General features: G+C 28.8%; 13 protein-coding genes and 1 other annotated feature. Of the genes, 11 read left to right on the plus strand and 2 right to left on the minus strand.

The window, feature by feature from the left end:
- The first annotated feature begins 170 nt into the window (after window positions 1-170).
- The 7 genes from Q5F54_RS01620 to Q5F54_RS01650 all read left to right on the plus strand — a co-directional run bounded on the left by Q5F54_RS01620 (window position 171) and on the right by Q5F54_RS01650 (window position 6,692).
- Window positions 171-1,595 (plus strand): aminotransferase class I/II-fold pyridoxal phosphate-dependent enzyme, encoded by a 1,425-nt coding sequence (locus tag Q5F54_RS01620; protein ID WP_281538496.1) that lies wholly within the window; start codon window positions 171-173, stop codon window positions 1,593-1,595.
- A gap of 123 nt (window positions 1,596-1,718) precedes the next feature.
- Window positions 1,719-2,408 (plus strand): deoxynucleoside kinase, encoded by a 690-nt coding sequence (locus Q5F54_RS01625; protein WP_071119002.1) that lies wholly within the window; start codon window positions 1,719-1,721, stop codon window positions 2,406-2,408.
- Between the two features lie 2 nt (window positions 2,409-2,410).
- Window positions 2,411-3,346, plus strand: a complete 936-nt coding sequence (locus Q5F54_RS01630; RefSeq protein ID WP_281538497.1) for a DNA polymerase III subunit delta' C-terminal domain-containing protein — start codon at window positions 2,411-2,413, stop codon at window positions 3,344-3,346.
- Window positions 3,343-4,230: a stage 0 sporulation family protein gene (locus tag Q5F54_RS01635; protein WP_071119000.1), complete on the plus strand. Its 888-nt coding sequence runs from the start codon at window positions 3,343-3,345 to the stop codon at window positions 4,228-4,230. Before Q5F54_RS01630 ends, Q5F54_RS01635 begins: the two co-directional genes overlap by 4 nt.
- Window positions 4,231-4,382: 152 nt before the next feature.
- On the plus strand, window positions 4,383-5,135 hold the full coding sequence (locus Q5F54_RS01640) for a tRNA1(Val) (adenine(37)-N6)-methyltransferase (protein ID WP_277231549.1): 753 nt from the start codon (window positions 4,383-4,385) through the stop codon (window positions 5,133-5,135).
- Window positions 5,136-5,969, plus strand: a complete 834-nt coding sequence (gene rsmI / locus Q5F54_RS01645) for a 16S rRNA (cytidine(1402)-2'-O)-methyltransferase (protein WP_071118998.1) — start codon at window positions 5,136-5,138, stop codon at window positions 5,967-5,969.
- A 24-nt stretch (window positions 5,970-5,993) separates the two neighbouring features.
- Window positions 5,994-6,692: an HD domain-containing protein gene (locus Q5F54_RS01650; RefSeq protein ID WP_071118997.1), complete on the plus strand. Its 699-nt coding sequence runs from the start codon at window positions 5,994-5,996 to the stop codon at window positions 6,690-6,692.
- Between the two features lie 62 nt (window positions 6,693-6,754).
- Here the strand turns inward: Q5F54_RS01650 and Q5F54_RS01655 are convergent, their stop codons facing one another.
- Together Q5F54_RS01655 and Q5F54_RS01660 are read right to left on the minus strand one after the other, a co-directional pair.
- Entirely contained in the window at window positions 6,755-7,183 is a 429-nt protein-coding gene (locus Q5F54_RS01655; RefSeq protein WP_071118996.1) for an Lrp/AsnC family transcriptional regulator, read from the minus strand.
- A gap of 22 nt (window positions 7,184-7,205) precedes the next feature.
- Window positions 7,206-8,636, minus strand: coding sequence for a nicotinate phosphoribosyltransferase (locus tag Q5F54_RS01660; protein ID WP_302333894.1), 1,431 nt, complete (start codon window positions 8,634-8,636; stop codon window positions 7,206-7,208).
- 127 nt (window positions 8,637-8,763) lie between these two features.
- Here Q5F54_RS01660 and Q5F54_RS01665 point away from each other — a divergent pair, with 127 nt between their 5' ends.
- From Q5F54_RS01665 to Q5F54_RS01680, 4 genes are all read left to right on the plus strand, one after another.
- Entirely contained in the window at window positions 8,764-9,339 is a 576-nt protein-coding gene (locus tag Q5F54_RS01665) for a nucleoside recognition domain-containing protein (protein ID WP_071118994.1), read from the plus strand.
- On the plus strand, window positions 9,339-9,860 hold the full coding sequence (locus tag Q5F54_RS01670) for a spore maturation protein (RefSeq protein ID WP_281538499.1): 522 nt from the start codon (window positions 9,339-9,341) through the stop codon (window positions 9,858-9,860). The genes Q5F54_RS01665 and Q5F54_RS01670 overlap by 1 nt, the downstream gene beginning before the upstream one ends.
- A 149-nt stretch (window positions 9,861-10,009) precedes the next feature.
- Window positions 10,010-10,287, plus strand: a binding site (T-box leader).
- A 32-nt stretch (window positions 10,288-10,319) separates the two neighbouring features.
- Window positions 10,320-12,284 carry a methionine--tRNA ligase gene (gene metG, locus Q5F54_RS01675; RefSeq protein ID WP_302333901.1) on the plus strand — a complete coding sequence of 655 codons (1,965 nt, stop codon included), beginning with the start codon at window positions 10,320-10,322 and terminating at the stop codon, window positions 12,282-12,284.
- 12 nt (window positions 12,285-12,296) lie between these two features.
- Window positions 12,297-13,067, plus strand: coding sequence for a TatD family hydrolase (locus Q5F54_RS01680; RefSeq protein ID WP_071118991.1), 771 nt, complete (start codon window positions 12,297-12,299; stop codon window positions 13,065-13,067).
- Window positions 13,068-13,439: the final 372 nt, after the last annotated feature.

The following is a 13,439-nucleotide window of genomic DNA, read 5'->3' on the forward strand; positions in this document are numbered from 1 at the left end:
GTACTTGGTGGGCGACCGCCTGGGAGAGTAGCACGTAGCCACGTAGTCTTTTTTTATTGTCTATAGACATAAATCCAAGACATTATAAATCCAAAACACAATTTTTATTTAATTAAGACTATGCCGTTGATATAATTTACATCAACGGCTTTTAATATAAGGAGATAAATATGAAAAAATCTATTTTAAATCAACTAGGTGAAATTATTAATAATAATCTAGTTTCATTTCATGTTCCAGGTCATAAATTAGGAAAGATATATGATAGATTAGGTTATTCTAATATATTAGAGAGCCTTTATAAAATGGATACAACTGAAATATTAGGTACGGATAATTTACACTCTCCAGAAGGAATAATAAAAGAATCTCAAGAAAGAGCAGCAAGGGTTTTTAACAGTAAAAATACATATTATCTAGTTAATGGAAGTACGTGTGGTATACAGGCAGCTATGATGTCTGTATGTAATCCAAAAGATAAAATAATTGTAAATAGAGACTGCCATCAATCAGTTATAAACACACTTATCCTTGGAGATATAGAACCTGCATACATATATCCACAAATTGATAATAAAACTAATATATTAATGGGGATAAAGATTGAAGATGCTATAGACACAATAGATAAAAACTTAGATGCAAAGGCAATACTATTAACTTATCCTACTTACTATGGAAAAGTATATGATTTAAAAACAATTTGTAATTATGCTCATAGTAAAGGAATGATGGTTATAGTAGATGAGGCTCATGGTGCTCATCTAGGTTTAAGTGATAAGTTACCTATGACAGCATTAGAACAAGGAGTTGATATAGTAGTACAAAGTACTCATAAAACACTACCTTCTTTTACACAGTCATCAATGATACATATTCAAGGAGAAAGAGTAAATCAAGAGAGATTAACTTCTATACTTAGGATGATAGAATCATCTAGTCCATCGTATATGCTTATGTCGTCATTAGAATTAGCTGTAGATATATATGAAACAAAAGGTAAAGATTTAATGGATGAACTTTTGGACAATATTGATATATTTAAAAAAAATATGGAAAAATATAAAAATATAAATATATATAATGACGATGATAGAACAAAAATTTTCATATCATCTAAGGAATTGGGGATGGCAGGATATGAATTGGATGAGATGCTTAGAATGAATTATAATGTACAAGTAGAATTGTCAAATTACTATGGAATATTATTAATATGTACAATAGGAAACGATAGAGGGGATTTTAAGAGCTTAGAATATGCATTAGCAGATATTAGCCTAAATCATATAAGTAATAAAAATATAGGCTATATAGACTATCCTATGAATATACCAGTAAAAGAATTAAGTCCAAGAGAAGCATTTTATAATGAGAAGAAAAGTGTTAAAATATATGATAGTATAGGTAAAATATGTGGAGAATATATCATACCTTATCCTCCTGGCATATGTTTAGTATCTCCAGGAGAAATCATAACTAAAGAAGTTATCGATTATATTTTAGTTTGTCACCAAAAAGGAATGAGTATAAGTGGAATGAAAGACCCTAGCTTAGGGTATATACAAATTATAGAGAATAGTTATAATGGATAAATTTTAATAAATAGAAATAGTCCATAAATTGGGCCAAAGAAATAAACTAACATCAATTATAGTTAATACAGAATATATGGAGGTGGAAACTGCTTTATAAAATAATATAAGCAGTATATAAAAATGAGCGGTAAGTTAATAATTATAGAGAGTGGATCAGATGCAAGTGGAAAGGCAACGCAAACTAAAAAGTTATATGAGAGATTATTAAAAGATGGATATAATGTAAGAAAAGTAGAATATCCAAATTATGATTCTGAATCATCTGCACTAGTAAAAATGTACTTAAGAGGTGAATTTGGTGAGAAGGCAACGGATGTAGATCCATATATAGCATCTACATTTTTTTCAGTAGATAGATATGCCTCATTTAAAACAGAATGGGAAGAATTTTATAACAATGGCGGAATAGTTCTTGCAGATAGATATACAACATCTAATATGGTACATCAAGCTTCTAAAATGGATGAAGATGAAAGAGATAAGTACTTAGATTGGCTTGTAGATTATGAATTTAATATGTATAAAATACCACAGCCAGATTGTGTTGTATTTTTAGATGTACCCGTAAACTTTAGTAAAAAACTTATGGAAAATAGAAAAAATAAATTTACAGGTGAAAAGAAAAAAGACATCCATGAAAGTGATATAAAATACTTAGAAAAATCATATGAAAATTCTCTATATATAGCGGATAAGTATAATTGGAATAAAATAAATTGCGTAGAGAATGATAAATTAAGAAGCATAGATAGCATACATGAAGAAATTTATAATTTAGTAATAGATAGGATAAAGTCTATGGAGAGGTAAATATGTATTTCGATAATATTATAGGCCAGGATTTTGCTAAGAAGTATCTTACAAATTCAATAAAAAAAAATAAAATAAATCATGCATATATGTTTGAGGGAATAGATGGTATAGGTAAAAAAAAGCTTAGCCAAGAATTATCAAAAATACTTTTAGATACAGAAAATGTAGAAAATAGTCCTGATTATATAAATATATATCCAGATGGAAACAGTATAAAGATTGCACAAATAAGAAGGTTACAAACAGATATAATAGTAAAACCTCATAATCAATATAAAATATATATTATAAATCAGGCTGAGAGCATGACTATAGAAGCTCAAAATGCCCTATTAAAGACATTAGAAGAGCCTCCAGAGTATGCTATAATAATATTAATAACAAGTAATAAAGAAGCTCTATTAGACACGATAAAATCTAGATGTGAGATAATAAAATTTTTACCAATATCTCTAGTAGACTTAAATAATTATTTGATTAGTCAAGGAATAGATGAGAATAGAGCTCAATTATTATCTACTTTTGCTAGGGGAAGTATAGAAAAAGCTATAGAATTATCAGAATCAGCCGAATTTGCTATAATGAGAGATGAAATACAAACTTATATAGAAATAATGCTAGACAAAGATATGATAGATATTTTAGAAATACCCGCAAGTATGGAAAAATATAAAAAAGATGCTATAAGTATATTAGATATGCTTATAAACTATTTTAGAGATATGATGCTTTTAAAAGAAAATGTAGATAAGAGTATGATAATAAACATTGATAAAATAACATTTTTACAGAATATGAGCAAAAAAATTACATATTCTCAAGTATCTAAAATTATTGATATAATAGAAGATATAAAGAAAAAGATAAGAAGCAATTGTAACTTTAACATTAGTATACAAGTTATGGCTTTAAATATATATGAGGTGATAAAATGATAAAGATAGTGGGTGTTAGGTTCAAAAATGCTGGAAAAATATACTACTTTGATCCTGTAGAATTAGAGGTAGAAAAAAGTATAGATGTAGTAGTAGAAACAGCTAGGGGATTAGAATATGGAACAGTAGTAGTGGGTCCAAAAGAAATAGATGAAAGTGAATTAGTTTCACCATTAAAGCCAATTATAAGAATAGCTACAGATGAAGATAGACAAGTATATCTTGAAAATAAAGAAAAGGCAAAAGAAACTTTTGAATTATGTCAACAAAAAATAAAAGAACATGATTTAAATATGTTTTTAATAGATTGTGAATACACTTTTGATAGAAATAAATTAATATTCTATTTTACAGCAGAAGGTAGAATAGACTTTAGAGAATTAGTAAAAGATTTAGCATCTATATTTAAAACAAGAATAGAGTTAAGACAAATAGGTGTTAGAGATGAAGCAAAAACTATAGGTGGATTAGGACCATGTGGAAGAAAACTTTGCTGTTCATCATGGCTTGGAGATTTTCAACCTGTTTCAATAAAAATGGCTAAAGACCAAAGTTTATCACTTAATCCAACTAAGATATCAGGAATATGCGGAAGACTTTTCTGTTGTCTAAAGTATGAGCATGATGTTTATGCAGAAGCTATAGATGCTATGCCAGTTGTAGGTGCATTAGTAAAAGTAGATGAAGCAAAAGGAAAGGTAATAGAAGTAAATCCTTTACTAGAGCAAGTAAGAATAGAATTTAATGATAAGACTATAAAAGTATGTCATAAAGATGAAGTTAAAGTTTTACATGAACCTAAAAAATGTGGTGGATGTGGAAGTCTAAGAGATGAAGGATTAGATGAAGCTACATTAAGAGAATTAAAGAAATTAGAAGACTAATTATAAATAATAAGGGGGTAGGACTTTTCCTACCTTTTTTAATACATTAAGGAATTATAAAAAATATATAATGTTTATAATTTATAATCAAACAACCTTTTATAACAACATATATGAGTAAAGCGGATTTTAAGACATGAGAGGAGATTAATATGGAAGTACAATTAAAAGAAACAGAAAGAATAGATGATTTACAATTAAAAGGGCTAAAACTAATACAAGATACTAACGGATTTTGCTTTGGTATAGATGCAGTATTATTAGCTAACTTTGCTAAAGTAAAAAAAGGAGCTAAGGTTGTAGATTTAGGAACAGGAACAGGAATAGTTCCAATACTTATAGCTGGAAAAAGTCAAGCAAGTAAAATTATAGGTGTAGAAATACAAGAAGAAGTATATGAAATGGCAACTCGTTCGGTTAAATTAAATGATTTAGAAGAAAGAGTAGAAATAGTAAATGCAGATATAAAAGAAATAGATAAAGTATTAGAAGTAAATGGATATCATGTAGTAACTTCAAATCCTCCATATATGCACATGGATGGAATAAAAAACCCTAACGATAAAAAGGCTATATCAAGACATGAGGTTAAATGTAACTTAGAAGATGTAATAAGAGCAGCTTCTAGACTTACAATGCCAAGAGGAAAGTTTTTCATGATTCATAGACCTATAAGATTAGTTGATATATTAACTTTAGGTAGAAAGTATAATATGGAACCAAAACAAATTCAATTTATACATCCAAGAGCAGGAAAAGCACCAAACTTAGTATTAGTTGAATTTATGAAAGATGGTAAGCCTGAGCTTAAAATATTAGATCCATTATATGTTTATGGAGAAGATGGAAACTACACTGAAGAACTAAAAGCAATATATGCAAATGAAGATATAGGAGAAAAATAAATGAGTGGTAAATTATATATATGTCCAACACCAATAGGTAATTTAGAAGATATGACTTATAGAACTATAAGAATATTGAATGAAGTTGATTTAATAGCAGCTGAGGATACTAGACACAGTATAAAGCTTTTAAATCACTTTGAAATATCAAAACCTTTAACTAGTTATCATGAACATAATAAAGACTCAAAAGGCGGATATTTAATAAATAAATTACTAGAAGGTGAAAATATAGCATTAATAAGTGATGCTGGTATGCCAGGAATATCAGATCCAGGTGAAGATATAATAAAGCAAGCTATTGAACATAATATAGATATAGAAGTGTTGCCAGGAGCAACTGCATCTATAACTGCATTAGTTGGATCTGGGTTAGAAACAGCAAAATTTGCTTTTGAAGGATTTTTAGATAGAGATAAAAAAGTTAGAAGAAACCAGTTAGAAGAACTAAAGGAAGAACGTAGAACTATAATATTTTATGAATCTCCTCACAGATTAAAAGATACTTTAAAAGATATGTTAAAGGTATTAGGAAATAGACGTATAGCAGTAAATAGAGAGATAACAAAGAAATATCAGGAAATAATAAGAGAAGATATAGAAACAGTTATAAACATATTTAATGAAAAAGAGGTAAAGGGAGAATTTGTTTTAATCGTAGAAGGATTTAAAGGCGAAAAGACAGTACAAAATTCTTATGAAGACCTTACTGAAAGAGAATATGTAATAACTTTAATGGAAAATGGAATGGATAAAAAAGATGCTATCAAGACAGTTTGTAAAGATAGAAAATTAAAAAAGGATGTTGTTTATAAACAAGTACTAGATTTATAAAATGTATAATTTGAGGTGGTATATATGGAATTAAGAGATGAATTATTAGATAGTTTAATTCTTGATAATACCTACATCAAGCTTGAAGATTTAGATAAGAAAGACAAGCTAGAGAAAATAATACCTATAGTAAAAGATATGAAGATAGTTGGAGAGTGTAGATATCATGTAGTTGATGTGTATAAACACTCCCTATATTCATTAAAAGAATTAGAAGAAGATATGAGAGATGTAGACTTTTTTAGAAGTCATCTTAAAGATGAAATTAAATTATATCTAGAAGCTAAAGTTGATAATAAATTTAACAGATATCATATATTAAAATTAGGTTTATTTTTACATGATGCAGGAAAGCCGGGAAGTAAAACTACTGATAGTACAGGGAGAGTACATTTTAAAGGCCATGAAGTAATAGGGGAAAAAATTGGAGAAGAAATAGCTACCAATTTAAATTTATCTTTAATGGCTAAAGAATTACTATGTAAGTATATAAGGAACCATATGATACTTTTAGTTCTTTATAAAACTGATGATATGAGCAAAGAAAGATTATTTAAAATATTTGATGAACTAGGAGACGATACCATTGGAATAATGCTATTAGGATATGCAGATATAGTAGCAACTAGAAAATTATTAAATCCTAATGAAGATATGGGAGTAATCAAAACATATATGGAGTATGTACTTACAAATTATATATATAAGTATAAGCAAAATTAAAAGGCTATGAAAAGCTTAATATTAAATAAGCTTTTTATAGCCTTTTATCTTTAAAAATAAATTTATAATATAGACTTAGACTGAATTGGAGTTGATAATATAACATTAGTTTTAGTTGAGCCAACTTTTTTTATAGAGTCTATTACCTCTTCTAATTCATACATATCCTTAACTATAACCTTTAAAACAGAGCAATCATCTCCAGTTATATGATGACATTCTACTATTCTAGGATCTTTACGAGCCGATTCTATAAACTCGTTATATTTATTACTAGGTAAAGAAATATGAACGAATGCCTTTATAACTCTTCCTAAAGCATTAGGATTAACGATAGCTTTATATCCTTCTATAACCCCTGCTTCTTCTAGTCTTTTAACTCTTTCAGAAACAGCAGGAGAAGTTAAACCTACTATCTTTCCTAAATCTTTCATAGATATTCTACCTTCCTCTTGAAGGATTTCTATAATTTTGTAATCTGTAATATCCATAGTGTTGTCCCCCTTAATCATATTAAATAAATTTCTTTGAATCTATCATTTTAGTTTTTAAATACCAAAGATCTCTAGATAAATCTACCTTATAAGTTTGAGGATTTGAAAGTCTTCTATATTCTTCCCATAATGAATTAAGTTCATTATTTACATACTCTCTAATCTCCATAACATTTTTGTGTTTATATTTACATTCACCATTAATAAATAAAGGCTTAAGTAGTTCTTTAACTGTATAATTTTCAAAAGATTTAGTTTTCCATGTATATGTAGGATGGAATATAGTCAAAGGTTTACTTTCATCTATACTCTCGTTGTGTAACATAATTAAATCTGCTTCAGCTTTATTTTCTTCGTTATATATTCTAAATACTTTCTTATATCCAGGATTGCTTATCTTCTCAGGATCTTCTGATAGTTTTATTTTAGGCTCAAATTCTCCATCCTTAAATGAAGCAGCTAATTTATAAACTCCTCCAAGAGAAGGTGAATCAGCTGAAGTTATTAATTTTGTACCAACACCCCAAGAATTTACAGAAGCACCATCAGCTTTTAATGAAGCTATTGTATATTCATCAAGGTCGTTAGATGCAGTTATGCTAATATCTGTAAAGCCTTCTTTATCTAAAGCATCTTTACACTGGTTAGATAAATATTTTAAATCTCCAGAATCTAATCTTATTCCTAAAGGTTTGTGTCCTTTTTCTCTTAAATCTTTAAAGACTTTTATAGCATTAGGAAGACCACTGTTTAATACATTATAAGTATCAACTAAAAGTAAGCATTTATCTGGATAAATATCAGCATAGGCTTTGAATGCTTCTACTTCAGTATCAAATTTTTGAATCCAACTATGAGCCTGAGTACCAACAACAGGTATATCAAACATTTTACCAGCTAAAACATTGGCAGTAGCTGAGCAACCACCAATAACAGCAGCTCTAGCTCCATATGTACCTGCATCAGGCCCTTGTGCACGGCGAAGACCAAACTCAAATACTGGATCTCCTTGAGCAGCAAAACATACTCTAGATGCTTTAGTTGCAATAAGTGATTGGAAATTAATTATTGTAAGTAAAGCTGTTTCTATAAGTTGTGCTTGATATAAAGGCGCTTTCACAGTAAGTATAGGTTCGTTAGGGAACATTATTGTTCCTTCTTCAACTGCATATATATCCCCTGTAAATTTAAAATCCTTTAAAAATGTTAAGAATTTATCAGAAAATAGGTTTAAACTTTTTAAATAAGCTAAATCATCTTCTGAAAAATGAATGTTATTTATATACTCCACAAATTGTTCTATACCACAAACGATAGTATATCCGCCATTACACGCATTTTTTCTAAAGAACATATCAAAGATAACCATATCCTCATGAATGTTTTTTTCAAAATATCCGTTTAACATTGTAAGCTGATATAAGTCCGTAAGAAGTGTTAAATTTCTCATTGTATCTCTCCTTAATGTTAAAAAATTATAAAAAACCCCATAATTATACTAAAACATAATATAGTAGAAGTTTCAAGTATAAAGTAGAACACAAGCTTCATAAAATTATTAAGAAGGGGGGATTTCAATGGGAAAAATCTGGTTTTACATGATTTCTATAGGAATAGTAGGAAGTATAATAACTAATAACTTAGGGGAATTAAATAAAGTTATATTAAATGAAGCTTCAAGAGGTGTAGAGTTTGCAATAAGTTTAGCTGGAGTAATGGCTCTTTGGATGGGAATAATGAATATAGCTAAAGATTCAGGATTAATAGATAAGATAGGAAAAAAGCTAAATCCTATAATGAGAAGATTATTTCCGTCGATACCTAAGGGGCACAAGGCAATGTCTTACATGGTTATGAATATGGCACTTAATATGGTTGGGGCAGGTAATGGTGCAACAGCATTTGGACTCAAAGCAATGGAAGAATTACAGACTCTAAATAATAAAAAAGATACAGCTACTAATGATATGATTATGTTTTTAGTTATAAATATATCTTCAATTCAGATAATACCATTTACAATGCTTAAAATTAGGTTAGATATGGGAGCTCAAACTCCAAGTGATATTATACTTACAACATTATTTGCTACAACAATGTCTACTATAATAGCCGTGATATCTTGTAAGCTTTTGCAAGGGAGGAATAGATAATGGAGTTATTTTCTAATATATTAGTACCACTTATAATACTTTACATAGTTATTTACGGAAAGTCTAAAAACATAGATATATATGATAGTTTTGTAAAAGGCGCAGTTGATGGATTAAAATCAGCATGGTCAATAACGCCGTACATAATAGGAATATTTTTAGCTATAGGAGTATTTAAAACAGGTGGGGGTATAGAAGCTCTTGAATTTATATTTAAGCCTATAGCGAATCTAATGAGTATACCAAAGGAATTAATAGGATTGATTATAGTTAAGCCATTATCTGGTAGTGGTGCTTTGGGTATGTATACTGAGCTTGCACAACGAGTGGGAGTGGATACTATTATTGAAAGAATGGGGGCTACGATAGTTGGTGCATCTGAAACAATATTTTATACTATGGCAATTTATTACGGTAGCTTAAAAATAAAAAATACTAGGCACACATTAACATGTGCTATGATAAGTCATATTGTAGGAGTTATAGCATCTGTATTTATATGCTATATAATGTTTGTGTAATGGAATTAGAGTATGATATAATTACATATTGAAATAGAAAAAACTATTTACATAGAATTTTAAATTTTTTATAATTAATTTTAAGATATTAAAAAATTAAGTTATAATAATATGTATAAAATATATTATTATAGTAAAATATACAAATGTACAAAGCTAAGAAGAGAAGAGTAAGTAATAACTTTTTCTACAGAGAGCTAGGATAGGTGAAAGCTAGCGTTAAAGGAATTATTGAAGATGGCCTCGGAGCTTTTTATCCGAATGATAGATTACCTATCTTTAAGATAAAACGATTGGACCCGTTATAGTCTGTTAAGATATCTAAATTATAGACATTATAAAAATTAATTTTAAAAGAAATTAATAATAAGCATATAATAAAATTTAGATAAATTAGGGTGGTACCGCGAATAATCTCGCCCCTATGCATGTTCATAGGAGGCGAGTTTTTTAATATTAATTTCTACATATGAGGAGGAAAAAACAATGACAAAACCAAGTTTTTATGTAACAACTCCTATATATTACCCAAGTGGTAACTTACATATAGGGCATACTTATACAACTGTTGCAGCAGATGCAATAGCAAGATTCAAGCGTTTCTGTGGATACGATGTAAAATTCTTAACAGGAACTGATGAGCACGGAGAAAAAATACAAAAGACTGCTAGAGAAAAAGGTATGACAGAAATAGAATACCTAGATGGAATGATAGCTGATATAAAGAAATTATGGAATACTATGGATATATCATATGATGATTTTATAAGAACTACTCAAGATAGACATAAAGTTATAATACAAAAAATATTCACTAAGTTATATGAGCAAGGTGATATATACAAAGGTTCATATGAAGGAAGATATTGTACTCCATGTGAAAGTTTCTGGACTGAATCTCAATTATTAGAAGGAAATAAATGTCCAGACTGCGGAAGAGATACATACATAGCTAAAGAAGAAGCTTATTTCTTTAAATTATCTAAATATGAAGATAGATTAAGAGAATTATTTGCTGATCCTAACTTCTGCTTCCCAGTATCAAGAAAGAACGAAATGGTTGCAAACTTCTTAGATAAAGGATTAGAAGATTTATGTGTAACTAGAACTACTTTCGACTGGGGTATAAAAGTACCATTTGACGAAAAACACGTTATATATGTTTGGGTAGATGCATTATGTAACTACATAACAGCTTTAGGATATATGAGTGAAAATGATGCTGATTATAAGAAATTCTGGCCAGCTAACGTTCATATAGTAGGTAAAGAAATAATGAGATTCCACACTATAATATGGCCTGCAATACTTATGGCATTAGGTGAAGAAGTGCCAACACAAGTATACGGACATGGTTGGATATTATTCGATAATGATAAGATGAGTAAATCAAAAGGAAATATAGTTTACCCTGAGCAAATGATAGAAAGATACGGAGTAGATGCATTAAAATATTTCTTATTAAGAGAATTTGCATTTGGACAAGATGGAAACTACACTCATAGAAACTTTGTAACAAGACTTAACTCAGACCTTGCTAATGACTTAGGAAACTTAGTAAGTAGAACTGTTTCTATGGTTGAAAAATACAATGATGGTATAATACCAATGGCAAATGTAGCTACTGCATTTGATGAAAGTTTAAAAGAAACTGCTAAATTATCAGTAGAAAACTTTGAAATAGAGATGAACAAACTTCAATTTAATGAAGCTTTAGAATCTGCTTGGAAGTTAATAAGAAGAACTAACAAATATATAGATGAAACTATGCCTTGGGCTTTAGCTAAAGATGAAGCTAAAAAAGGTGAGTTAGATACAGTTTTATACAACTTATGTGAATCTATAAGAATAGTTGCTACATTAATAAATCCAATAATGAATGCAACAGCTGTTAAGATATACGACCAATTAGGAATAACTGATGAAAACTTAAAGACTTGGGAAAGTGTTAAGACTTTCGGACTTATAGGAGAAAACACTAAAGTTCATAAAGGTGAAGCTTTATTCCCAAGATTAGACATAGAAAAAGAAGTTGAAGAATTAAATGAATTATTCTCTGAAAAGAAAGATGAACCAAAGGAAGAGCTAATAGAGCACAAAGAGAATATAACAATAGATGACTTAGATAAAGTAGAACTTAGAGTAGGTAAAATATTAAGCTGTGAAAAACATCCAAAGGCTGATAGATTATTAGTATCTCAAGTTAAAGTTGGACCAGAAACAAGACAAATAGTATCTGGAATAGCTAAATGGTATAATCCAGAAGAAATGGTTGGAAAAGACGTTATAGTTGTATGTAACTTAAAGCCAGTTAAGTTAAGAGGTGTTGAATCTCAAGGTATGATATTAGCTGCTGGAAATGACGGAGATGACTTAATAGTACCAGTTGCAACTGGTGCAAATTCAGGATGCGAAGTTCGTTAAGGAGTGAAAACTATGTTATTTGACTCACATGCACATTTAAATGATGCAAGATTTGATGAAGATAGAGAAGCATTAATACAAAAATTACAAGAAGAGCACGTGGATTTAGTATTAAATCCAGGTGCTGATATAGAAACATCTATATCTAGTGTTGAGCTTGCTAATAAATATGACTTTATATATGCAGCAGTTGGAGTACATCCACATGATGTAAAAGACTTAGATGACACTGCTATAGATACATTAAGAAAATTAGCTACTGAAAATGAAAAGGTAGTTGCAATAGGTGAAATAGGATTAGATTATTACTATGATAATTCTCCTAGAGAAGTTCAAAAAGAATGGTTTAAAAAACAAATTGAACTTGCTAATGAATTAAAACTTCCAATAATAATACATGATAGAGATGCACATCAAGATACTTTTGAGATAATAAAAAATACTAAATCTCCTGAAATAGGATGTGTACTTCATTGCTATAGCGGAAACGTGGAGTTAGCAAAAGAATATGTAAAAATGGGATGTTATATTTCAATACCAGGAACAGTTACTTTCAAAAACAATAAGAAAACTAGAGAAGTAGCAAAAGAAATACCTTTAGAGTACTTATTAATAGAAACTGATTCTCCATATATGGCTCCAGAGCCACATAGAGGTAAAAGAAATGACCCATCATTAGTAGCATTTGTTGCAGACAAGATAGCTCAAGAGAAGGGGATATCTTATGAAAAAGTTTGTGAAGCTACTAAGGAAAATGCAAAAAGATTATTTAATATAAAATAGGTTGGTATTTTATATATAGATTAAATAAAAAAGCTATGAAATAAAATCTTGAGTAAGATTATATATTTCATAGCTTTTACTTTATTAAAAATAGTAAAACTAATTTTTATAACATAATATTTTACAAAAATATTAATATAGTGTAATATATTTTAATGAAATTACAATCTTAGAGTGATATTTCTATACTAATGAAATACCTACTTCTAAAGAGAAGGAGGTGAAAAGGTATGGAAATTTTAAAGTTATTATTAAATAATTCAGATACCATAATAATTGGTATGCTAACGTGTTATTTATATGATAAAATAAAAAATCACTCTAACGGCAATAAGAGTGACTTATAGAAATATTATAATTTAACTTATATAG

The sequence above is a fragment of the uncultured Romboutsia sp. genome (assembly GCF_958366745.1).
Classification (GTDB): domain Bacteria; phylum Bacillota; class Clostridia; order Peptostreptococcales; family Peptostreptococcaceae; genus Romboutsia; species Romboutsia timonensis.

Bases quoted from the DNA above. Each gene is read 5' to 3' on its own strand.
- Q5F54_RS01620 (WP_281538496.1), top strand. From the start codon at position 171: ATGAAAAAATCTATTTTAAATCAACTAGGTGAAATTATTAATAATAAT.
- Q5F54_RS01625 (WP_071119002.1), top strand. From the start codon at position 1,719: ATGAGCGGTAAGTTAATAATTATAGAGAGTGGATCAGATGCAAGTGGA.
- Q5F54_RS01630 (WP_281538497.1), top strand. From the start codon at position 2,411: ATGTATTTCGATAATATTATAGGCCAGGATTTTGCTAAGAAGTATCTT.
- Q5F54_RS01635 (WP_071119000.1), top strand. From the start codon at position 3,343: ATGATAAAGATAGTGGGTGTTAGGTTCAAAAATGCTGGAAAAATATAC.
- Q5F54_RS01640 (WP_277231549.1), top strand. From the start codon at position 4,383: ATGGAAGTACAATTAAAAGAAACAGAAAGAATAGATGATTTACAATTA.
- rsmI (WP_071118998.1), top strand. From the start codon at position 5,136: ATGAGTGGTAAATTATATATATGTCCAACACCAATAGGTAATTTAGAA.
- Q5F54_RS01650 (WP_071118997.1), top strand. From the start codon at position 5,994: ATGGAATTAAGAGATGAATTATTAGATAGTTTAATTCTTGATAATACC.
- Q5F54_RS01655 (WP_071118996.1), bottom strand. From the start codon at position 7,183: ATGGATATTACAGATTACAAAATTATAGAAATCCTTCAAGAGGAAGGT.
- Q5F54_RS01660 (WP_302333894.1), bottom strand. From the start codon at position 8,636: ATGAGAAATTTAACACTTCTTACGGACTTATATCAGCTTACAATGTTA.
- Q5F54_RS01665 (WP_071118994.1), top strand. From the start codon at position 8,764: ATGGGAAAAATCTGGTTTTACATGATTTCTATAGGAATAGTAGGAAGT.
- Q5F54_RS01670 (WP_281538499.1), top strand. From the start codon at position 9,339: ATGGAGTTATTTTCTAATATATTAGTACCACTTATAATACTTTACATA.
- Q5F54_RS01680 (WP_071118991.1), top strand. From the start codon at position 12,297: ATGTTATTTGACTCACATGCACATTTAAATGATGCAAGATTTGATGAA.